This is a genomic window from Tolypothrix tenuis PCC 7101, from assembly GCF_963874875.1.
GTDB lineage: Bacteria > Cyanobacteriota > Cyanobacteriia > Cyanobacteriales > Nostocaceae > Aulosira > Aulosira tenue.
Genome location: NZ_CAWNJS010000002.1, coordinates 90,371 through 116,773 on the forward strand (window position 1 = coordinate 90,371; position 26,403 = coordinate 116,773).

Sequence of the window (26,403 nt, forward strand, 5' to 3'; positions counted from 1 at the left end):
TACCTAGTAGGTGTCCGGTTTCGTGGAGAATGGTGGTGAGGAGGTCGTATTTACCGAATGCGTCGCCTGTGGTGGCGCGGTAGGCTGTGTCGGTTAGGGTGGTGGTGAATTCGCTGTTTTCCCAAGGGGTGGGGTCGATGAACCAGCCTATGCCGTTAGCGTCGGTGTCGATGAGGATGGTGCCGCCGTTGGGGCGACCATATTGGTCAAATTTAGTAAGTTGGGCTTCGGCTAGTTGTTTGGTCGGGAGGTCGGTGATTTGAAAGGTAAGGTCGAAGGGGTTAGTGGGGTCGAATAGGGTGTTCCAGAGGTTGAGTGGGTTATCTTTATATGTGTTGGTTAATGCAAGAGGTAAGTTATGGATATTGAAGAATTGCTGGAAAGGTATGCTGCTGGAGAGAGAGATTTTAGGGACGTTGACTTGAGCTACAGCGATTTGATTGATGTTAATCTCAGTGATACCGACCTGAGTGAATCCGATATTAGTGCTACCAATTTCACCAATGCTAACCTCAGTAGGGCTAATTTGAGTAAGAGTATGGTGATGGGTGCTATCTTTGAATGTGCCGACTTGAGTTACGCCAACTTGAGTGCTTCCGATTTGACGGAGTGTGACTTCAGTGACGCTAACTTGGTTGGTGCTAATTTCAGTGGTTCGGAAATGTTCACTGCCATTTTGCGGGGAGCCAACCTCACTGGAGTCTGTCTTAATAATGTGAGTTTGAATCATGCCAATTTGGCTGGTGCTAATCTGACCGACGCTGATTTGAGCGGAGCTTCTCTCGACAGGGCTAACCTCACTGGTGCTAATTTGACTGGTGTTAAAAATGCCAACATCAGCGGAGCTATTATATACACTACCACCACTATGCCAGATGGTAATGTTGTGGAGCATCGCCAAATCTGTGAATGAAGAAAAAGTATTCTCTGTTAATGATTGCTCATAAGTATCTATCCCAATAACTTGGTCGCTCATTAAGGGTGTAGATAATTTAGGCGACCATCCTGTAGGAATAATGCCGTTATCAAAAATAACAGTATTATCTTCAATTTCATCTTGGAAAGTCTTGTCAATATTTGAGAATAAATCATATCCCGTTTTATTCTCAATCCAATTAACAGATTTAACTGTTAATTTCCATTCGTTGGGAGTACTAGATATTCCTGCTGCATTATTACTAGGTCTTGAGTATTCGCGATTTTCCAGATAAAAACCAATAGTATAAGAATTATTTGTAGGTTCTTTATCTGGGTCAATTACTAACATCGCCATCCAAATATTTTCCGGAATGGTAATATCACCACCACTTCCTATTACTTTAGCCTCTCCACTTCCATCTTTTAATTTTTTGATTCCGTCCGTACCTGCTGTTATATAGACTTCTTTGTTACCTTTTATGGCAAATTTTGCCGCTAAATCTTCGATTGCTCTCCATTCTCTCTGATTATTAGAAGATTGTTGTGGAAAAATATTTGATATCAAATTCACTGCCACTATATCTTTGTTATGTCTATTTCGATGTTTCACAGGAGTCAAATGTCCACCATCGTATGAGATACCATCAACTTTTGCACCATAAGGGTCTGTAATAGCAGCAAAACCAGGAGGAAGTGTAGGGTCTTTAGCGAAGTTTCGCTTATTTTGCTGGTCTGCAATAGGATATCCTTTACCTTTGATATAAAACCAATATTTATCTAACTGCCAACTAGCCCAATTCGCAGTATTAGTAGTTCCATTGAACGACAAGGTATATTGTGGTCTTTCTAGCAACAAATTATCTTTATACGGATTGGGATCGGTATCACTATACCTTGCCTCTTTTGGGTTGCCAAACTTGAGGTGTTTACTCTTATAAGCAACATTATCTATGTAAACAACAGTTTCATTGCTAGGATTCAGTAATTCAAATTTAATTGTTGCTGACTTACCTCTTAACTTGTCTGATATATTCAGATGAAATGTCTCAAATCCAAATGTTGCATAACCAAGTTTTGTGGTATCTGCTAAATAATTTGAGTTATCTCCCACTGCATCAACAAGATCGATAATTATATTTTCAAAATTATTTTTGTCATTTGTGTCTTGTACGGTAACTTTAAGTTGTCCTGAACGATTTCCAAGCTTAGACTTAGGCGCATGAATGTCAAATCTTAATACACCCCAATCAGGAACTATTTCTGGGTTAGTTGGAGGAGGAGTTAGATTTCCGCCTCCAATCTTGAGAGTAAAATCAGCAGATTTTCTCCTGTCATCAACAGTCAAAGCTGCAATTAACTGAGGAGTTTCTTCATTTAGCTCATCTTCAAAATCGCCTTCACTTACTGAATCTAAATTAATTAAAGTAGGAATGGAGCTTTTCTCTACTAAATATTTTCTTAAAAGCTGTTCTCCATTATGGAAAGACCAACCAGCAACAGGTGCATTTAGATCATCACTTAAACCAACATCAAAACTGCCGTTGAAAACAGTCGGTACTGCAAAATCACCACTAACAATATCCTCATCGGTATTATCAAAATCAACCGACACACGCTTACTCATGTCTACAGTCGGACGTTTACCACCTCCTAAAGCAGAGTAGAACCAACCAACACCAATACCCTCTGTGGAACTTTGATTTCCATTAGAAGAATACCAGGGTGTTAAGATAGCATTATTTTCTTTTAGATTAAGCAACTTTTCTAAACTTCTTTCACCCAGTTGATCGTAAACAGGTAGCGCCTCTTGCGTATACCCATTATCAACTTCATCTATTGCTAAATCAGTAGTACCTGCATACCAAGAAAATACATTTCCGTGCGGGCTTCCCCTGCGGTCATCTTCGGTAAACCCAGTGCGACCATCAAGCAAAATATTGACATCAGCACCCTCAATAAAACGACCATTAGGAGTAAAAGTAGAACCATTAGGGTCAGCTACAGTTTGATAGTAATTATCAGCAAATGTAACATTATCCCAAACTTGAACTGTTGGCTCATTGAAATCTCTGAAATCCTTTATTATAGGTGTCCCAGGAATTGCTAAATTTACCTTCAAACTCTCCTGATAAAAATCATGAGGGTCAATAGTAGTCATCTGCAAATCACGAACTAGCTTACCATTACTATCAACAACAGGAGTTCCATCAGCATTAATCTGTCCCCCTGCATAAGGGAAATAAGTTCCCAAACGTTGAATTATTTCACTATTAACAACCGTACCGCGACTAAAACCAATAAAGTGTAAATGTGAGTTAAATAATGCCCCCTGTTGGCGAATTAAATCCCCATCTTCATCATATAATCTCACCAAATTACCAGCAGCATCATGTTCACCAACATCACCACCCAATGCTTGGTCTAATTGCACAATCGAAGCAAAAATGGCATCAGCTGCTGCTTCAGTAAAACCGCTATCAGGTTGCGTTGATTCACCATCTGTAGACCATTCAGGAAGCAATACTAATGCTTTATTTTGGTTAATATACTTGCTCTGAATATTATTTGCCAATGTTGTTAGATAATTTTCATCTCTAGGATTAAGTCCACCTGTCAAATTAGTCAGTACTCGTGCCTTCTTATCTACAGGAATCCACAATCCTGTAGGCTTGTCATAACGCAGAATTAACCCTTTCTCGCTGGGTGAATCTCCATTAACGGAAGCAATACTGTCAGCTAAATCATAGAAATTATCAGGAATTCCTGTCTTTGTTGGAAATATCGTGAAGCCATGAGTAAGAACAGTTACACTACTAAAAGGATTTGCACTTACAGGAGCAATAGTGTCAAATTGTCCAAACTCAATTTCTGTCTGCCCAGTTGAACTAATAGCTTGTACAGCCCAATGGTAATTTTGACCAGCAGTCAGCGTGCGAATATCCGGTAAAGTAAAGCGAGTATTGTTATTTTCCAGGTCATTAGTCGGTTGAGCAACAACCTCCGTACCATCGTGCCAGTACCAAGTATTGGTTTCTCGCTTCCAAGTCGCTGTCACAATCCGTCCTGGATTGAAATCATCATACTCATTCCAAGATTTCGTCAGCAATTGCTGCTTTTGGTATTGATATAACTCAGGTAAGAATGATGGATCGGATAAATCAACTACCTCATCCCAAGGTAACAATCCTTTACCTTCCGTGAAAGTACTGATAAAGAGGTTAACTTCGTTAACTTGCTCATCAGGTATTTGAAAATCCCAAGTGAAAGTGGGAGTCAAGTCTCCTTCTTCGACACCATTAGGACTTGTCAACCTCAGCAAATCAGGAGGTGATACAGCCAGATTTCGAGTTATACCAACATTCACAGGAGCGCGATCGCTTCCCTCAAACACACCATAAGTAAATTGATTGCGTGCCCTATCTTCAGCAATAATTCCATAATCGGCAGCAATACTAATTTTTGGGTTAATATCGTCAATTGGTACCGAACCAAAATCAAGGATATTAGCCGGACGCTGGTAACGAGGGTCAAAGAAACGAGAACCTTGAGGTCTGCCAAACTGGTCAATAATATAGTCAGTTGGGCTTTCTAAGGTTTTAATCATTTCCTCGACATCAAAAACGTATATTCCACCTCCTAACGGGTAAGAAGCATAAAGATATTGATCGTCGTTAGAAAGTGCTAAGTCAGTAGTTAATCCCAGAGGAATGGGGCGAGTGGCAGCAAATAACTGTGGGTTTTCTCCCAATGGGTCTTTAATGATACCAATATTACTGCCAGCCTGTACGCCATCGATACTTTCAATGCCAGAACCAAACTTACTACCGTTATAACCAGCTACAAACCCGTATTTTTTGTCTTTAGTGACAACAACTGACACACCCTCATTGACATCAAAATAGTCATAAATACTACCAAGGTTAAGTTTGGCGTAGCGTGTGGTAGCAGCAAAAAAGATGGAAGGTTCATCATTGGTGATTTCAACAACACCGTAACCAGTAGCATCGCTTTTACGATTTGTGAAGGTGAGAAAACGTGGGTCAGCAGTAGTAGATAATCCCTCTGCACCTTCAACATCAATTGCAGCAACCTGCTCGTGCCATCGTCGAAGATTATTTTGGTAGTATTCGGGTTTATCTTCGGGGTCTATATTGACTACCACAATCTTACTTTTTGCTGTACCAGAAGCAGGTGCTGTGGCAAACAGTTTGCGACCATCAGTACTAACAACCAACTCACGCAATCCCAGAGGTGCTCCATTAATTTGTATGTTCTGAATTACCTGATGGTAAGTCTTGGAGTTGGGATTGATATCCAGTACATAAATAATCCCCAGTCGCCCATCAGCAATGTAAGCATATTGGTCTTGGTTATCAACAACAATTGCACGGGGTGAGGCAGCAGTTGGTAACTTAATGGTGTCAATTTCTTCAGTTTCAGGTTTTGTATCTATTTGTTGCAAGAATAATGGGTCAACCAGAGCAATGCGACCAGAATTTTCTAAGGTTACGTAAGCACGGGAGCCATCCCTGGTGAAAGCAATATCTCGCGGTCTATCTACTACATCATCTGTACCTACGGGAATGCGAGCTACTACTAAGTCATTGCTGCTTGTAGCTTCAACTACTGCTTCTGGGTTTGTTCCTTGTAGAACAGCTACTCTGTCGCTAAAAGGTTGTGCTGCTAAAACATAACCATTATTAGCTGACAAGTGGATGGGATTGCTATCGTATTTAACTATTTGATAACTAGAGGGTTCAGTACCAAAATATTCTTTTTGAGTTCGCGTGATGGAAATTTCGGCGCTTCCTAACGCTATTTTGTTTGAAGACTTGACCCTAACTTCAAACTGATTGTTACCCAAGTCTTTTCCAGAAAGAATAGTACCAACGTATGTTTGATTGCCAACATGGAAATTAACAATCAAATCTTCAAATCCAGCATTGGAGTTATTGGCTATAGTGTATGGCACTATAAGGTTGCTGCCTGTTAGAACTAATACTGGCTCTTTTGTATCATCTTCTTTGGTTTCAATTTTTAATTCTGCTTTTTGTAAAACAGGGGGTGCAGATGGATCGGTTGTCGTTGGTGCAGGTAAATTTAGCCTTGTTTCAAAGGTTGCTACCCCATCTGGGTTGAGTTGTACGTTGGCAGAAGTTACTACAGGTAAGCCAACTGTGGGAACTTGCACGATATCTACTTTAGAGATATCGTAAGAAACTTTAAATGCTGGAATGGAAACAAATAAATCTGGATTCAGTAATTGTCCAAAAGCACTATAAGGTTTCAGTACTTCAGTAACTTTCTTCAGAACTTCTGCATCAAGTTGTCCTTGCGATAATGCTGCTCCAACTTCTGCAAGAGTTTTTGCTTTTTCTATAATTTTTGTAATGTTTTCAATAGTTTCCAGTGGTGCTTTTAATACTTGAAGAACACTGCCAATTTGTTTGAGGATTTGATTTTTGCTATTGGGAAATGTTGCTAAAGCAATACCGAATCCAATCTTTTCAAGGTTAATATCGGGTGGTGGTGGAATCAGCAATCCATAGAAGGCTGGTGGGAATTTATATTCGAGAGTTACCTTGCCCTTGACTACGCTACCACTACCAGCAACTCCTGAGTAAAAAGCTGCATATTCACCAGGTTTGGTAACACCTGGGAACGGAGGAGATTGAGTGCGAATCATTCCATCAGCAGTAACAACACCTGATTCTTCCAACATCCACATGGGCTGCCAAGTTCCTGTTGCATCAGGCATCGAACCTTTACGCATGAAGTAAACTTCAGTACCTACGGGTAAATCAGCAGGTGCAGGAATGGCAATTTGGGCTGGAATCAGGAGAGTATTGTCACCAATGTTTAAGTTAAAGCCACCAGCAAACTCAAAACCACCAGGAAGTGGTAATGATAAATCTTCTTTTTGGTCTAAAAGTGTAAAGTTAACGTTTGTATCTTCGAGCAGTGCGCCTTGAGATAGCATTAGCAGTGAACGGTTTACACCATCACCAAATTGAATAATTCCGCCATTGATACCAAGTGTAGTCTCACCCAAATGAGGTGTTTCTACACGTACAGGTACTATTGCTTCTGCTGCACCGTAAATTACCGTTACGTTGGTTACACCTTCATTTAAAGCAGTAATTAACCCATCGTCACCTATTTGCAAAATTCCAGGATTGCTGACATAGTAGCGAGTTCCTGCATCTTTAAATTTTAGATCTGGAGATTCTTCTACTCCGTATAAACCAACTAATAATTGTCTTGTTGCACCTTTGGTGAGCATGACGGACTCTGGGTACAAATCTAGACCTTCTTGTTCAGCGATCGCTACGTTCAATTGTGCTTGATTTATTGGCAGCAGTTCACCCACCCTAAGCGCAGTAACCGCAGTAATCCCATTCCGCGCCGCACTCAGCACAGACACCCCATCCGATAACCCCATCACCTTACCCGCAGACACCGCCGCCACCGCAGTATTATCCGATGCCAACTGCAAATAAGAATAAGGCAGAATCACATTCTCTTGGTCAGCAAAATCTCCAACCACAACCAACTCAGCACTTTCACCAGCATCCAACCGCAAACCGCGCCGTGCAAAATCCAAATTCACCAACGCCGCATTACTGACATTCACCGTCACTAACGCTGGTGCAGAACTACTGTACCCATCATCAGCAACAACTTCAAAACTCGCCGTTCCCGAATACCCAGCATTTGGTGTAAACCTTGCAGAATGACCATCTGGAGTAAACGTCACCGCCCCATTCACCGGATTAATAATGCGGTAAAAGATGCGATCGCCTTCAGCATCAGTAGCCAATTTATCCAATGCAATACTAGTTTCTAAATCAGTATGCGTCAGCACAGATGTAGCTGTAACCACAGGCGCACGATTAGCAGCAAACCCATAATTACTACCTAAAATCTGCACATCAGCAGCATTTAACACACCATCGCGGTTGAAATCGTAAGTGACATCATAATTGCCAAAAGCGATCGCCCCCCTTAACAACCCACTATCAACCCCATCAACCAACCCATCGCGGTTAACATCCCCAGCAACAGATAGTTGCAACGAATATGCACTTCCAGCACCACCTAACTGAAGTAAATTCAACCCAGCAGAGGAGACAGCAAACAAAGCAAACGCACTATCAGCATCACTTTGACTAACAATTGGTGTCAAGCCGCTAATCAACGGTATAGCCGGATTTAGCGCAGCATTTACTGACACCGCTAACAGCACAGTACCAGTAGCAGTAGAGCGTAATTCAGAATCTCTCAGACTAAAAGTAAAGCGATTGCTCTCACCCAAACTACCACTAGTCGTCTTAAGAGTAAACTGCGCCGCACTACCCAAATCAGCCAACACAGGCGATACTTGTGGGGTTGTGGAATAGGAGATCGCCTCCCCTCCTATCCCCGGTGTTCCCGTTGCTAAAGTCAGCACAGAAGAGGAATAACCATAACGACTCGATTCACCAGATGCAAGATTACGAGCTGAGACCAAATTACCTTGAGTATCATAGCCGTAAACCACCAAACTACCATCAGGTGCAGTAATCTGCGTTAATCTTCCAGCAGAATCCTTGACAAAACGCACCGTTTCCCCTGCGGAACTAGTAATCCCGCTATCGCTGTAAACCAACCTTGTACCATTAGCAGCAATCTCCTCAGTAACACCACCAGCAGAACTCAAGTGATAAACAGTACCATCAACAGCAGTCAGCGTATACTCAGCATCAGAGTAACTTCCCCTGCCAGGATTGTAAGCTAGACCCGTCTTCAAGTCATACAAGCGATTACCAGCCAAAGTCAATGTAGCATCCGCCGACTCCAGCTTGTAATTTACTCCAGAGTCTGCCACCCAAGCAGGCGTGTAATAAGTAAGACCAGGAATTATGTGTTTCTGCGGTGCAAACGTAAACCCAACCCTTTCCCCAGAAGGAGTAGTCAAGTAAAGCCTTGTTCCCACACGGAACGGTTCGTAAACACCCAATGATTCCCGCCCAGTCAGTGGTACATTAGTTTGAATATTGGTATCCAGCGTCGCCCATTGCCAACCATTGCCAAAACTACCAACTTCATCAGAATTCAGAGAACTGTAGGTGCGTATGAGGTTGAGGGAGTGAGGGAGTGAGTCCGGGAGGGTGGAAGAGAAAGTGATGGATAAATCAGTTTGGGTTCTGGTATAAGCGCTTGGTTTTGTGGCAGTATTTACCTCGACTATTACCTGAGTTGATGAAATGCGATCGCTAATATCAGTCGCCCGTAACCGCAACTGATAAAAACCATTTTCTAACTTACCGGGGTCAAATTGAGCCAAAGTTATATCGCTTACCGCACCATTCCCACTAGCCAGCGTCCTGTATACATCCTCACCAAAATCAGCGATTTCCAGCACCCAGTTATCAAGATTGACATCGCTCACGCTGCCAATAATATTAGTAACATTAGTCAACTTCGCTCCATCCAAACCAGGAGCAAAAGCAACTATGGGTGCAGCCAAATCTTGTGGATCTCGCACCTTCACCACAGTACTATTATGACCAACGCGACCATCAGCATCTGTTGCTGTAACATCAACAACCAAACGCCCAGGCGTAGTTGGGATAATCTCAATTCTGCCTTGAGTATCAACAAGTACAGTATGCCCATCAATAGTTGCACTCAAATTAGCGATCGCCGCTAAAGAGGAAGCGAGAGTCTGCACTATTACCTTTTGTCCCGGAACTGCGGGGAAAGAAGGCGTGAGATCAAAATTAACAATTGGTGGTGTTGGTGCGATCGCCACCCGCACAGTAGATGTCTGCGTTACTGTCGTCTCACCATCACTAACAGCATAAGTTACAGCATAATCCCCAACTTGACCAGGACTTGGCATCCAGCTAAACATTCCTGTCGCCGCATCCAGTACTGCCTCATCCGGTAAATTTGCGGCACTAAAGGTAAGATTTGTATTGTTATCTGGGTCAGTACCAACAACTTGAAATTGCAGCTTTTCACCCAAAGCTACTGCATGGGGAGACACAGAGATGACTGGACTGCGGTTAACATTGGCAACCCGCAGAGTCACATCACTCTGACTAGTAGCATTCTGGGTATCTTTGACAGCAAACTTTAATACATATTCACCAGCTTGTTCATAATTGGGCTTCCAAGTAAACTTGCCAGTGCGCGGGTCAAGGACAGCACCAGTAGGCAAAGCTGAAACAGCCGAGTAAATTAATGAATCGTTATCAATGTCTGCCGCCGCCAGAGTAAACTGGATGAGGTTATTTTCTTGTGCTGTTTGGATGGGTAACGGTGCTAATACAGGAGCCTGATTTGTATTGTTAACTGTAATTGCGAAGCTTTGAGAACTGCTCTTATTGCCATCACTAGCAGTCAGGGTGATGTTATTGTAAGTTCCCGCCTGGGATAAATTAGGAGTCCAAGTGAGTATACCCTGTACTGGGTCAAGCACTGCACCTGGGGGCAGATTGGTTGCAGAATAAGTCAGCGTGTCTCCATCAGCATCACTGGCTGATAATACCAAATTGAGAGTTTGCCCTTCCGCCACAGAGGAATTGCCAATTGCTGCCAATACAGGTGTTGTGTTGGCAGTGCGTACAATTAAATTGAACTGTTGCTGACTGACAAAAACTTCATTGGGGTTGCCATTACCACTGTCACTGACAGCAATTGTTACAGGATATGTATTAATATCAGCAGCAGTTGGTGTCCACTGGAACAGTGCTTCACCATAAATTCCAGTGGGTGTGAGAGTGGCACCAACAGGCAAACCGCTTAAATTAAAGCTTAAATTATCTTGGTTGCGATCGCCTGCTTTAACAATAAATTCCAAAGTCTCGCCCACAACTGCAACCTTGTTACCAATGAAAGGTAATATTGGCGGGTCATTAAGTGTATTTACTGAGACCACAAAGGTATATTCATCTGATTGAATGGCATTTGCACTACCATTACCATTATCAGTTGCGGTGAGAGTAAAGGAATAATTGCCGCCGTCATTTATACCTGGTGCCAAGCGTAAAGTAGCAGTGCGATCGCCATTATCTATAAATCTTACAAAGTCAGGAATACCATATCCCGCAGATTCTGCTTTTAGTTGCAGTACCAAGGGGTCGCCATCTGCATCTGTTGCTTGTAATACCAGTTCTTTGACTTCACCCCGGTTAAGAGTAATGTTGCTAAACTCGTTAATTTCGGGTGCGCGGTTGCTATTGAGAACAGAAATCGGTACAGTCAGGGAAGTTGCTTTAGTTATTCCCGTACCATTGCCATCATCAGTAGCAGTAAATGTGACATTGTATGTACCTGCACTGGTATACCCTGGTGTCCAGACAAACATTGCTGTAATTGGGTCAAAAGTAGCACCAACTGGCAAATCAGAGACAGTATAAATAACAGATGGGTCGCTACCTTCTAGAATAGTGAGTTGACCGTCAGCATTGCGGTCTTGAGGTACAAAGCCTGGGTTATCAGGGTCAAAAGCAAAAGCACGGAAGCGGACTGATTGTCCTTCTTGTACCTGCCAAGTACCGATATTATCAAAAATAGGTGCAGCGTTGGCGTTGAGTACGGTAATCTTTGTAGTTTGTGTAGTAACTGATTCACCATCGCTGACAGTGAAGGGAATTTCAAACTCTCCTGCTTGGAAGTAAGCTGGTGTCCATTCAAACAATCCCGTGCGTGGATCGAGGGTGGAACCGCCAGGGAGGAGGTTGCTATTGTAGGTGAGGAGGGAAGTCGGAAGTTGGAAGTCGGAAGTCGAAAGTGGGGGAATAGAAGCGATTATGTCTGCGTCGGTGGCTTGTAATTGGATGCGGACTTTTTCACCTTCGCGGACAATTGTATCAGCAGGGCGGATGAGGGTGGGTGCTTGGTTGATGTTTGCAATCAGGATAGTTGCAGTCTGCGTTACTCGTTCTACACCATCACTAACGGTAAACTGCACGTTTTCATATGTGCCTGCTGCATTGTAGTTAGGATTCCAAGTTAGAATACCTGAAGAAGAGTCAAAAATCGCACCATTAGGTAGATTATCAGCCCAATATGTCAGTTTGTTGCGGTCAGCGTCGGTTGCGGTAATTTGAATTTGTAAGGGTTTTCCTTCTGCACCTTTGATTGTAATGGGAGTAGCAGAAGAACCAGAAACTGTGCCGTTAGAGGATGAAACGATAATTCCACCACTGACAACAGGAGTATTAAATACAGGTTTGTGATTACCTCCTACCACATTTAAGCTAAACGATTGTGTGGTATGAGCGCCGCGCAGGTCGTATACTTGCAAAGTCACATCAGCACTCACTGGACTTTGCTGTGTTGGCGACCAAGTAATTAAACCAGTATTTTGGTCAATAGTCATTCCAGATGGTGCATCATACAGCAAATATCCCAACACCGCACCATCTGGATCGTTAGCTGTCACCTGATAACTATATGCTTGACCAGTATAAGCTGTTAATACTGGATTAGAAGTAATAATCGGTGCTTGATTCGGATAAGGAAGCGCATAAATTCCCGGCGTAAACTCCACCCGCAGCGCGTCTGGGTTGTAAACTGTAATTGTATGTGCAGTAGTAGATTGGCCTGCCTTGAGGACACCTTGAGCTAAATTATCCTTTAAATCTACCATATATGCCCCAGATGTATCGCGTGTTGCACCTGTGGGAACGCCTGTAAAGTACTGTGCTGGGTCAAGCAACAGCATTACTGGTAGCAGTAAATCATAACTTGCCTTACTGGTCAGAGTGACATCGTAGGAAATTGTTTGATTTTGCCTGTCGGAACGGGGATTGGTAAACTTAAAGTCTACTAGGGCGGAAAAGTCAGAAATTGCTGTAAACTGCTCTTGATAACCACCAGTTAATTCAACTCCAGCAGTACTCTTGAGATTCTGGGACACCCGTAGTGAGTAATGATCGGGAGTAAGGGTATTGAAATCCAAAAGTACGGTGCGGGTTTTAGCATCGTAACGGACTGACTGCGGTGTGAGAGTACCGTTAGCACTTACCAATTCAAAGTTTGCTGGGTTGAGAACTGAAGTAGAGTCATTAACAGCCCCAGCATACATATCAGAATCAAAGGTAATGCTAATTGTACCTTGAGGCAAAGCTACAATCGCATCAGGTGCAGGGTTTGTCGCCGCCACTTTCGGTGCAATCACAGGGCTAAATATATCAATTTGCTGCGACTGTGAAAGTAAAATGCGACCGTCATCAGTGGTTTTGATATTTTCACCACGGCTACCACCATTAGCCACTTTAATGTGTTGCAAGGTTGCTAAATCAACCATTTGCAAATCGCCATTGTTGTTAGAAACAAACAACAATCCCGCCAAGCGGCTACCAACTTTACCAAAAGCAATAGAATCTACAGGTGAATCAAACTCAAGCATTCGCTCTGGTTTACCATTTTCATTAAAGCGAACAATATCGCCGCGTTCAGGCCAGGTAGTCGCCCAGAGTTTTCCGTCTGCGTCAAATGCTAAACTATCAACACGCAAATCGCTGTAGTGAGTAAAAGTTTCATTGATGGGATTGAAGATTTCAATACCCTTACCAGAAGAAACATAGATTAATCCCGTACCAGGTTGAATTGCCAGCGCTTGCGTGATACTATCTCCATACTGCTTGACAATTTTACCAGTTTGTGTATCAAGTTGGAGTAAAGGGCCGCCACCTGTAGTTGCCCAAAGAGTACCGTTACCATCTACAGTCATATCGAAAATCGGATACTCTAAGGTAACAAAAGGAATCGGAGAATTTTGTCCGCTATTTAAAGGTGCACCAGTTTGAAGGAAGCGATAGAGAGAACCCCGGTTAGCACCACCGCTAGCTAGTACCGAACCATCTTTGAGAACTGTAATTGCTAAAGGTGCGATATTAGCATGGCTGGTGGGAATACCCGTAGCAAAAGCTTGGGCAGTGAAGGGACGCAAAACACTGCTAAACTCAGATGGGCGAGTTGTGGGGAAAGCCGCAGGTATACCTTGTTTTGCTGCTAGGAATAGTTGATTTGTTGATGGTTCGGGGTTCGGTTGGGGAGGAGTACCTAAATCAGGTTGCGTGGTCTTCTCAACTGTCGGTAGAGTTCCCAGATTCACCACAGAACCATCATTGGGTGCAGCAATTCCTAAACCTGGTTTTTCTCTATTCCCGGCATTATCCGTCGCTAATGCTAAGAATTCATAGGTGTGTCCGGGACGACCAACATAAACACCAGAATTTTCCGTAGTTTGTTGTTGCCAAATCTTAAAGTCCCCAGCATCTTCTGCGACATACACAGTTACGTGCTTGATTCCAGAACCAGCCGCATCATCAGTTGAGTGCCATTTTACTAAGTAGTCGGAGCCTCCTGCTACTAATGGTGTCACAGTCAGCGCGGTGGTTGGGGCACTACCATCAATAATGTTAGTAACTCTTGCTGTATCTAAGGGAGCAGCAGTGTTGTAAATAACTCTAGCTTCACTAGTAATTTCCGTACCTGTAGCGCTACCAACTTTGGGGAGGACGGTGTAGCTAACAAAGCCACTACCTGTGCCATTGGCGTTATTGGGTGGTAATAAACCGATATCGCGATTCTGCACTACCTCTCCGGTATTGGGATCAATCGCTTGAATCAGCCAAGTAGCAGTGTTAGAAATTACATCTAATCCAGCTGCCACTCTCAGAATAAATCCCTTAGTGCGAGTAAAGTCAAAGTCGCCAGAGAAAGTACCGCGTCCTGCGGGAATATGAACTTGAATATCACCTAAACGCAAAGAACCCAACTGGAAGTTGCGCGGGTCGAGGTCATCATCGAGTTTTGTAACAATTCGTACTTCCCCAACTGTTGTTGCGGCACTGGCTGCATTTTCAAAGCGGATGGTGTAGGGTAGTGCTGTACCCAAAGGTATGATGTTTTCTGTACCGTAACCTAATGGCCCAGTAAGGGTAGCCAAGTTACTGACTGTACCAGCGGCGTTGAAGAAACTGCCAAAACTTGGTGGAGGTACGGTCACGCCTTGCGGTAGTTCCACCCTAGCATCCCCAAAGGGAACGTAGACGTTAAAGGATTGGACGTGGGTTTTGTGCGACAGTCCCAAGTCGTATTGTTGCGCGTTAGGAGCCTGTTGCTCTCCTGTTAAACTGGGGTTATGACCGTACCACTTGCGGACTTGTTCAAAGAAGCTGACTAGGTTGTTACTAGAGATAATTTGATTGCCCGCCGGGCCTAGTAACAAACCAGTGGCCAGGGTTGCCATTAAGCTAATTACTTGAGGATTTTGGCGAATTGGTGGTGCTTCGTTTTCCGGGCGCAGCAGTCCTGCTTCTTCTAATGCTGCTAAATATGCATTCGTCCAGGTGTTAGCATCAGCCGCCAGCACAGTCAGTGAAACTGAAGCTGTTGAGTCTTTGAGGATAGCATCTCGCAACCGCAGTGCTTCAGTAGTTTGTTGGGCGATGAACTCAGCACGAGTCATTGCCGTTGCTGTGGCTAGGATGTGGAATTTAAAAGCAATTGCGTCGTCGGGAACGTCCTCTAAACCTTTGGGGTCTTTTGCCAGTTCCGCTTGCAGTCCTGGATAAGTTTGGATGTTGAATGTGCGACCGACAAAGGAGGCGTTGGGGAAGTCAAGTACGTAGCCTGGTGCTAGAATTTCGCCGTTGGTATTGACATCAGAAATAAGACTGGCCCAAGGTACGTCTTGTAAAGTATTTTCCGGATTGCCCCGCAGATTGGAACTGAACTCTGTGTAAGGCAGATTGAATACTTCTGAGTTTGTCCCCAATTCCGGACTGCCAATGGAGAAATGTACGTAAGGTGTGTCAATGTTGGTTAAACTTTGTACTGATACACCATAAGTGCCTGCATCTCCTGGCGCGAGGATATTTGGCCCTCCCAGTCCGACGGTGACATCTGGTTCAATTGCCCGTTCTACTAAATAGCGGTAGGGTACAATTGCCACCCGACCATCTGGATTGATAACTTTGACATCGTAGAGACCGTGGGGTGCATCTGTTAAGTCGAAGATGGCAGTAATTTTCGTACTGTCAATGACTTGGTATCTAACTGGGTTATATTCAGCAATTCCCGGACGTACTAATTTGACAATTGCCCCTGGCTGGAATTGTGCGCCTAAAATATTGGTAGTGACGTAGCGACTATCTCCACCTTTGTCGGTGATGACATCAGTAATTTCAAAGGGTAAGACATCAGCCAACAGGGTGAGGGGTGTGTTGTTGCTAGGTTCAAAGTAACCGCGTACCAAGACGTAGTAAGTGCCGCTTTGGGTGGTGGGAATGATTACTGATTGATTTGGCCCTAGTATTCCAGTGTAAGCTGCGTCATAAGCAATACTTGTAGGTGCTTGCTGGTAGCGGACGAATATCTCGTTAGCAGCTTCCTTAGCATCCGAGTTAGCATTAATTCGCAGGGTTTGTCCAGCTTGGAGATTGATTGCAAATAGCCTTTCAAATCCGGTACTCAGGGTTGTTTGTTTGGCTACACCTAACTGTAACTGCTCAACGGTAACATTGAGAGAGTCAGCAGAAGTAGTGCGGTTGTTAGCTTCGTTTTCGGCTTCGTAAACTTGATTGAAGATATCTGGTCTAACAATAATGCGATATTGTCCGGGGGTGGCTGGTGGTAGGATAGCTGTCAGGGTTGAAGTGTATTCAGCACCACTTGCCAAGTTACCACTGTAGGAAACTCGCCCGATGGGACGGTCATTAATATCCCAAACTGCATCAGCAGATAGGTATACTGCATCACTCCACTGACCGCTAGCTGGGTTATCGCCGTAGTTAGTAACTTTCCAACTAATTTGCACCGATTCGCCAGATTTGGCATTACTGGGGATGGTAATTTCGTCAACTTGCAAATCTGCTGGCGGTGGTAATTCTAGCACCAAGGGTTGGAGACTGGGTGTAGCATTGTTGCCCTCATTATTACCTTCAAATACTAGACCACCAGCGCTAGATTGAGGAGCATCGGTGATGACAAATACGTAGTAGGAACCAACTAAGTCATTGGGCAGTTGTAGTGTTTGATTAACTGTATAGCTACTGCCAGCAGTTAAACCTCCTGTATGTTCTACATATCCCAGATAGCGATCGCTTTGTAAATCTAAAAATTCATCTCTAGACAGATAAATTAAATCGTTCCAACGATTTTGTCTGGTAGGTGTGTTGCCAGTACCTTTATTTTCTACTGTGTATTTTATATTAAAGCTTTGTCCGCTGGTGGCGCGTTCGGGAATAATAACTGAAGTTACTTGTAAATCTGGTGGTGGTTGCAATACAACTTTCATTGGTGCAGCCGTAATATTGTTACCTTCATCCCGGAATTCAGGCACGCGAGCAAAGGTCGAGTTGCCCTCAAAGCCAAGTTTATTGTATTGTTGATTAATATTCGCGTCAGTAAATACCAGTAGGTAAAAGTTACCTGCGATGCCATCTGGCAGAGTAATTTGGCTGCTTCCGGTGTAAGATTGACCTTGTTGCAAGCCGCCGCGCCGAGTAAATTCTCCTAAAAATGTGTCATTGAAGTCTAAAGATTCGTCGCGGGAGAGGTAAACGCGGTCGTACCAAGAAGATTCTCTGGTATCGCGTGTACCTATGTTTTTCACAGTCCAGCTAACACCGAGGGTCTGACCAGATGTGGGTGATGTTTCTGGGACTATCAAATTAGTAACTTGCAAATCTGGTTCTTGGTAGATAACAGGAATGGTGGCGCTGCCTAAATTATTGCTTGGGTCTTCAAATACTCGATATTCAAAGCTTTGCCGATAGGAATTGTTATCGCCGCTGTTGGGGATTTCACCTCGGAATTTTTCGGTGTTGCGATCGTAACTGTAATTTGTACTAACGTAGATATAGTATTCGCCATCAATCCCCGCAGGTAAGGTAATATCTTGCCTTTGGGTATAACTTTCCCCAGTACGCAATGGCTGTTGGGAACTGTAGGGAACGAATCCAACTTTGGTTGCGCGGTTGAGAATAAAGGTGGGGTCAGGCGAAACCCAAATTTCGTCATACCAGTACCGCGTTAGAGACGAAATATCTGCACCTATATTTTTTACTGTCCATTCAACGGTAGTGCGTTCTCCAGAAAAGTTTTGTGGTAGAGTTTTTACCTTCGCTACAATTAAGTCGGCTGGCGTGCTGGTGACGTTAGTTTCTGCTGAACGTTGATTGTTGTCAGTATAAGGCCCTTCCCAAACGCTATTGCCATAGTTAGTCTGAACGATGATGTAGCGACCGCTAGCCCCAGGTGTCAGGATAGTCTCAAGCTGTCCAGTATAGGTTCCACCAACTCCTAAACTACCATCATGTCCAACGCTACCGAGGAACCACCGTTTAGCTCCTGGTGCGTTGAGTGTGGGACTATCAGATAAGTAAACGTTGTCAACCCAATTACTTTGTGCTGTGGCGTTCGCGCCCTGGTTTTGTACTGTCCAGGTAACGCTAAATGGCTGTCCACCCAATGCTTGTGTTGTGGGTGTAACTGAAGTTACGACCAAATCTGGTGGTGGTGTTAGCAGGATTGTAATTGGTCTAGCTTTGTAGTTATTGTTGTCTAGTTCGTTGGGGTCGTCTGGGTTGTTATTGATAGATAAGGTATCTTCTAAAACAATATTGTATGCATCCGACCAAGGTGTGATATACCATTCTCCAGTAACTTGGCTCGCTAAGGTGAGTTCAACTTCTGTTTCATAGCTTTCACCCACCTTGAGGGAACCACTATGCCCGACACTGGTCAGGAGAATATCTTCTGCGCCTCCATCTCTATTTGCAGGAGAGGGTCGATTTTTGTCACGAGTCAACCAGATGGTGTCAGTCCAGACTTCGCGGTCGGTTTCGCCAATACCCAAGTTGGTGACGGTGTAGCGCACCTTAATTTTAGAACCTTCAAATGCAAGGGTGGGCGCAATTACTTGACTAGTCACCAAATCGGCAGGTGGTAGAGAATTGATATTTATCTCAATTGCTTGAATATTGTTGGATTCTTGGGGATATTCATCAACTTGCCCAGCCGCATCAGTTTGGACAATCAGGTATGCTTTACCTCGGAAATACTTGGGAATTACCAAGGTATTAGCTTGGGTGCGGTAACTTTCGCCAGATCCTAAGGCAGCTGCATTGCTAAAGCTACCTAAAGACAGGTCATCGTAGCTAATTTTGTTATCTAAAGATAAATAAACTCGGTCTTGCCAGTTGGGGGTGGTAGTGCCAACAGTGCCTTCATTGGCAACAACAAATTCTAAGGAGATTGTGCCACCAGCATTAGCAGTTGTAGGTGCGGTAATAGACTTGACTTGTAGGTCAGGACGGGGAGTCAGGCTGACCAAAAGGTTGTTGGGATTGGTGCTGCTAGTGTTGTTGTTAATTGCACCATTCTCATAAAGAGAATTGCTGGTGTTGGTTTTAACTACAACTTCGTACAATCCTTGAATTGTCGATGGCAGAGTAAACTGTTCAAAGCGGGAGTAAAATTTCCCAGCTTGCAAACCATTGCCATAATTAAATGTTCCTAAGGAAATTAATTGTTCGCTACCGCCTACTTCTTTGAGGAATACCTGGTCTGTCCAACTACCAACTGCATCACCTGTGCCGGAGTTGGCTACTGTCCAAGATATGTCAATTTTATTACCAGATTGAGCATTGCTTGGAGAAGTTACATTGGTGACTGTTAAGTCTGGAGGAGGTGTAAAGGTGACAGCGATGGCGTTGGAGATGCGGCTGTTGTTGTTAGTGTAGATGAATTCAAACGGCCCGCCTGTGGTGACGACTATATAGTAATTACCAGAAATGCCGTTAGGGAGGGTAACATCTACAGAACGGTTATAATTGCCACCTATTGCTAGTGCGCCTGCATGTTCAAAGCTTCCCAAGTCAGCAATGATATTTTGACCTTCTGGGTCACTGGTGAGAAAAACGCGATCGCTCCAGGAATTACTATTGGTTGTACCAATGCCAGAGTTAGTCACACTCCAGGATACTTGCATTTGTTGACCGCTACTAGCGGTTGCTTGTGCCTGGACTCTAGAAACCAGCAAGTCTGCGTAGGGAATGGGGACAACGCTGAAGGTATTAGGGGCAGATGCGGTATTATTTGTTTCTAAGTTGTTCTCGAATACGACTTCTGTGGCATCAGTCTGGACAAATAATTTATACCGACCTTGGAAACCTGGGGTCAATCGCAATCTTTCTGTGCGAGTGTATTTTTCGTTGTCATTCAAAAATCCTTCGTGGGTGAAGTTAGCTAGTACAATGTCGTCTGTGTTACCGAGTTTTTCGTCGGTCGAGGCAATAATTCTGTCAATCCATGTGCTAGTTTTACCGCTACCCTTGCCAAGGTTGGTTACTGTCCAACTAACGGATACTGTTGCTGGGTCGCCAATAGTCAATTCTTCTACTGTGACGTTGTTAACGGCTAAGTCTGCGTATGATGCTAGTTCAAGTTGAATAAACTTGTCAGCATTGTTATTTTCTTCACCACCAAGTTCTTTGATTTGGTTGTCAGCATCGGTTACTACTAGTAAGTAGCGATAGCGATCGCTGCTAACGTCTAATGGTATGGCAATGTTAAGTTCTAATTCATCAGTGGTGGCACCAGAGGAGAGCGAGCCATTATACTTGCGTTCTGTGAGGAGTAAATCGCTGGGATCAAATTTTGTATCTGAAGATAAATATATGCGGTCAACCCAGCCGCCTACAGTATCAGCTGAACCATTATTGGTTACAGACCACTTTAGGGGTATTGTTGTACCGGATGTAGCTGTAGCGGGAGAATAAATAATTGTTGGTACAAGGTCAACGTGACCAATTGATAAGACTTGCTCAGAAACACGAAGGTTGTTTTCATCTTTCCCTTCAAGTATTGAGTTGTCAAAATCAGTGATAACAACAATTCGATAGTCACCATCTTCTACTTCTGGCAGCAGTACTTTTCTGACAGGAGTGGTGTATTCGTCATTAGCTGCTAGACCAGTCTCATGGCGTAATATATCTAGGAATATTGCACTTGAGGGTAATGTTACACCATCGAAGGTTCCATTTGTGTTCTCTTTGATGAGATATACTCGGTCAGTCCACGCTTGGGTAGCTGATAATGAACCTGTGTTTGCTACAGTCCAGCTGATATCAGTAGTTTGGCCGATACTCGCTGTGGGTGGAGTAAATACTGATTTAACTATTAGATCTGGTGCCTTTGTCTGAGAATTGAGTGTATAGGTTCCTGTAACATCAGAAAAATCACTAGTAACTCGCACTTTATAATTAATGCCAGACTCAGGAGTGAAAACAATAGAAGAATTTGAGTTATTATTTATTTGCGTGTAATAGCTTTCAGTTATTACTTTCTGGGTATTTGCATTGATCAGTTGTAACCGGGTATTAAAGTCGGGAGAGGATAGGTTAAGGCTTACAGGTTGACCAACTGTGAAATCTCTTAGTTGGTACTCATCGCTGAATTTATGTGGATAACTAATGTAATAATTAGACTGAGGTGGAATCGCATTATAAAAATCATTTTGAGTCAGTGCGCCATTAACTGTACTATTAACAGCAGAAATTGTTGGTAATTCTGTAGTATTTAAGGTGTATTTTCCCGTTTGATTATTGTTGTAGCTGGTAACCCTTACTATATAGTTAATCCCAGACTCAGGAATAAAAAATACTGGCGTTCGCTCATAGTTATAGTAAGTTGCAGACTGAGTAATTACGTTAGTGGTATTTGCATTAACTATCTGTAAATAGGTTGTAAAATCAGGAGAAGATAGCTGAATACCAATTTCTTGTCCAACAGTGAAATTAGTCAGTCGATAATCATCACTGAATGTTGCCCAACGATCTGGATTAAGAAAATCATCTTTACTTAGTTGTTCATCAACTTTACTACCATCTGCTGAAATCGTAGGTAATTCTGATAAGGAAATTGCTTGAAGTTGGTAGTTTCCTATTTGATTTGAGGAGTAACTACTAACTTGAACTCTATAGTTGATTCCCAATTTAGGAGTGAAAATAATAGAAGAATTTGAGTTGAAATTTATTAGCCTGTAATCACTAGAATTTATCAATTCATGGGTGTCAGCATTAAAAAGTTGTAGACGGCTTTGAAAGTCGGGAGAGTAGAGATTAAGTTTTACAGGTTGACCAAATGTTAAATCGTTAAGTAGGTACTCATCGCTGAATGTATTTTGGTAGTCATCATAAAAATCATTTTGACTCAATACACCATCAACTTTGCTATTAACAGCAGAAATGGTAGGTAATTCTGTAGTAGTTAGAGTGTAATTTCCTACTCGATTTGAGTAGTAACTTGTAACTCGCACTATATAATTAATGCCAGATTTAGGAGTAAAAAATAATGGTGATGCCTCATAGCCATAACCATAGCCCTCGTTAGATGCAACAATAACTTCCTGAGTATCTGCATTAATTAATTGTAGATAGGGGTCGTAAAAGTCAGAGGAAGATACTTGAAGACCAATAGCGTGGCCGACTGTAAAATCGGTCAATCTATAATCATCAATAAATTTATTAGAGTTAGTAGGGCTAATAAAATCATCTTTACTTAATCTTTCAGCAACTTCATCACCTGCTGCTCTTATTGTAGGTAATCCTGAAAAAGTAATTGCTTTAAGAGTGTAATTTCCTACTTTATAGGAGTACCTACTACTAACTCTTACTATGTAGTTAACGCCAGACTCAGGAACAAAAGTTAACTGTGAATGATAAGTATTATTTAAATAATTAGAAGAACTGGAGCTAATAACTTGTTGAGTATCTGCATTTATTAATTGTAAATAGGGTTCATAAAAGTCCGCAGTTGATAGGTTAAGTGTAACTTTTTGACCAACAACGTAATCAGCTAGCTGATAATCGTCACTATAACTTTCCAAATTATTAGGATTACTTGCATCAGTTAAACTTAAACTCTCATTAACTGTACCGTTGGCAGCAGATATCACAGGCAAATCTGAAAAAGATATATTAGGAAAATGCCCAAGGTCTGCATTGAGAGTGTAAGCTCCTTGTTCACCATAAATATCACTAGTAACTCGAACTAGATAGTTAACGCCAGACTCAGGGACGAAAGTTAGTAGTGAATGATAGTTGTTATTTGCAAACGAATAACTACCATATTTGATAGTTTGCTGAGTATCTGCATTAACTAACTCTAGATAGAGATCTCTATAGATATCAGAATCAGCATAAGATAGGTCAAGCCTTACAGGTTGACCGACAATGTAATCAGTCAGTCGGTAATCATCACTGTAAGTTCCCAAATCATTAGGGTTATCTGCATCAGTTTCACTTAAGCTGTCATTAACAGTACCGTTGGCAGCAGAAATAACAGGTAAGTCAGAAAAAGATGTATTAGAAAAATGCCCAGGATAAGCATTGAGAGTGTAGGTTCCTTGCTGACCATAGTCATAACTAGTAACCCTTACTATATAATTAACGTCAAGCTCAGGAATGAAAGTTAGTAGCGAGTGATAGCTATTATTTGCAAACGAATCACTGCCATATTCTATAACTTGCTGGGTATCTGCATTAACTAACTCTAAATAGATATAATAATTGGCAGAGGATAAGTTAAGCCTTATAGGTTGACCAACAGTAAAATCAGTTAGTTGGTAATCATCACTGTAAGTTCCTAAATAATTGGGATTATCTGCATCATTTGCACTTAAAGTGTCGCTAACAGTACCGTTGGCGGCAGAGATTGCAGGCAAGTCTGAAAAAGATGTATTAGAAAAATGTCCAGGATTTACATTGAGAGTATATGTTCCTTGTTGACCAGAAGCACGACTGGTAACTCTTACTAGATAGTTAATACCAGATTCAGGAACAAAAGTTAGTAGTGAGTGATAGTTATTATCTGACCACGAATAACTACCATATTCGATGACCTTTTGAGTATCTGCATTAACCAACTCTAGATAGATACTAGAGTTGGCAGAGGATAAGTTAAGTCTTACAGGTTGACCGACAGTAAAATCAGTTAATTGGTAATCATCAATAAATGAGGTTTTCCAGCCATCAAAATTAATAAAATCATCTTGACTCAGCTGTTCATTAACTTCATCACCTGCTGCTCTTATTGTAGGTAATCCTGAAAAAGTCACAGCTTTAAGATTGTAATTTTCTACTGGATAAACAGAGTTACTATCAATCCGTACTATATAATTAACACCAGATTCAGGAGTGAAAGTTAAAAGTGAGTAATAGTTATTATTTAGAAACGAAGAACTACCAGATTTGATGACGCTTTGAGTATCTGCATTAACCAACTCTAGATAAATGCTAGAGTTGGCAGAAGATAAGTTAAGTCTTACAGGTTGACCAACTGTGAAATCGGTCAATTTATAATCATCCCTGTAGGTTCCCAATCGATTAGGGTTATCTGCATCAGTTTCATTTAAGCTATCATTAACCTTACCGTTGGCAGCAGAGATAACAGGCAAGTCTGAAAAAGAAGTAAAATGCCCAAGATTTGCATTAAGAGTGTAGGCTGCTTGTTGACCATAGCCAGAACTAGTAACCCTTACTAGATAGTTAACGCCAGACTCAGGAATGAAAGTTAGTAATGAGTGATAGCTATTATTTGAAAACAAAGAAAAACCAGATTTAACTACTTTCTGGGTGCCTGCATTGACCAACTCTAGATAAATGCTAGAGTTGGCAGAGGATAAATTAAGCCTTATAGGTTGACCGACAGTAAAATCAGTCAGTTGATAATCATCACTGTAACTTCCTAAGCGATTAGGGTTATCTGCATCAGTTTCACTTAAGCTGTCATTAACCGTACCCCTAGCAGCAGAGATTGTAGGCAAGTCTGAAAAAGAAGTAAAATATCCAGGCTTTGCTTCAAGAGAGTAAGTTCCTTGTTCGTAGTAATAGTAGTAGTAGTTCCAATAGGAATAGGCACCAGTAACCCGTACTATATAGTTGATACCAGATTCAGGAACAAAAGTTAGTTGTGAACGATGAACACTATCATCGGAGAAACCGTAGCTAATTTCTTGCTGTGTGTCTGCATTAATCAGTTGTAGACTGGTGTGAAATTCGGTAGAGGCTAAGTTTAGCCTGATCGGTTGACCGACAATAAAATCAGTCAGTTGATAATCATCTCTGTAACGTCCCCAAAGAATTGGGTCACCCGGACTTAAAGAACCAGTAATTAAACCGCTAGCAGTTGAGATTTTCGGTAATGCAAGAGTATCGAGCTGTGCTGTTTCTCGATCGGATTCTTTTTCTTGAGTAGAGTTTAAATCTCCCTGCAAAGGTAAGAGTCGGGTTCCTATTGGCAATGTGGCACTCATTATCTGGTCAGCTTCTATATGATGCAGACCAAGTACGTGGCCTATTTCATGAGTCACTACTGTCAGCAAATCCACATAAAAAGAAGCTTTTTCGTTTTCAATAGCCTCTAACTGGCCTGAGGAAATAATCTTGCTAAACTCTGAATCATCAGCAGGAGAAGAATCAATAAACCATCCAATACCCGCAGCATCCGTATCAATTGTAACAACCTCTCCCAATGCTGAACCTAGTACATAACCAGGTAAATCTGCAATTACAAGTTGCACTTGTTGAAGAATACCTTGCTCTCCTGGTGTGATACCGACATTCGCCCATCGTGCGATCGCTTCAGTACGGAATCTTTCCAATACATCTGGTGTGAGTTGGTTTAAGTTCTGGCGATTATTGTTATCACTGGGTAAAGTTATAGTGCTTATCAGCTGGTCAGACTGCTCTTTGTCATCGCTAGGTTCTGTCTTAACAGGTACATTTAGTCTGCTTTGGGGAATTTCATCTTGACTCAACAAGCCAACTAATAGGTCATCACCTGTAAATCCTGTAATATTGTCAAAGCTAGCGGTTGAGGTGTTGCTTAAGTTTGATTTAGGAAATAAAGAAACTGGAGCTACGGTAAAGGGTTGTTCTCCGAGAGATGTCGATGAATTATAAGTATTAATTATTATAAGGTCGGTGCTGGCAGAGCCAACTGTTGCTGTCGTGGGATTATTTGGAGAAATTCCGATTACTGGACTCGATTTGAACGGGTCTTCTGCAATCACGGGCTTGACTATTGACCCATCAAGAGAAAACATTGAGTCTGCGGTCGGGAACAACTCGTTTATCCCTGACATATATACCTCTGTTCAAATTAAAAAAGTAAGTATTAAAGAAGTCGGAAGTCGGAAGTCAGAAGTACAGTTTTGTAACAGGGATTGAGACCCCGCAAAAACATACTTGTGGCTTCTCTTGTCGCCCGGGACTTAACCCGCCGTTGGCGCAGCCTCTCGCAGAGAAGTTTGTTAAGATGCGATTGTATTCTCTAAGAAAATATCGCTCAAAGTAGATTTATAAGCACAGAATTTCGGCGGGAGTGAATACTCTATCCGCCGAAATATTCAGATACTTATTGTCTTGCTTGACTAATAGTTCTCACAAATCATTAATGTATAAAATAGGATGTTAG

At 42.4% G+C, this 26,403-nt stretch carries 1 protein-coding gene and 1 pseudogene; one reads left to right on the forward strand and one right to left on the reverse strand.

The annotated features are described in order from the left end of the window. Nucleotides 1–358 precede the first annotated feature (358 nt). A complete protein-coding gene (locus tag AACU25_RS37050; protein WP_096584942.1) occupies nt 359–913 on the forward strand; it encodes a pentapeptide repeat-containing protein in 555 nt (184 codons plus the stop codon). A gap of 165 nt (nt 914–1,078) precedes the next feature. Here AACU25_RS37050 and AACU25_RS34655 read toward each other — a convergent pair. Then, a pseudogene (locus tag AACU25_RS34655) lies at nt 1,079–26,071 on the reverse strand (CARDB domain-containing protein); the annotation flags it as partial. Between the last annotated feature and the right edge of the window lie 332 nt (nt 26,072–26,403).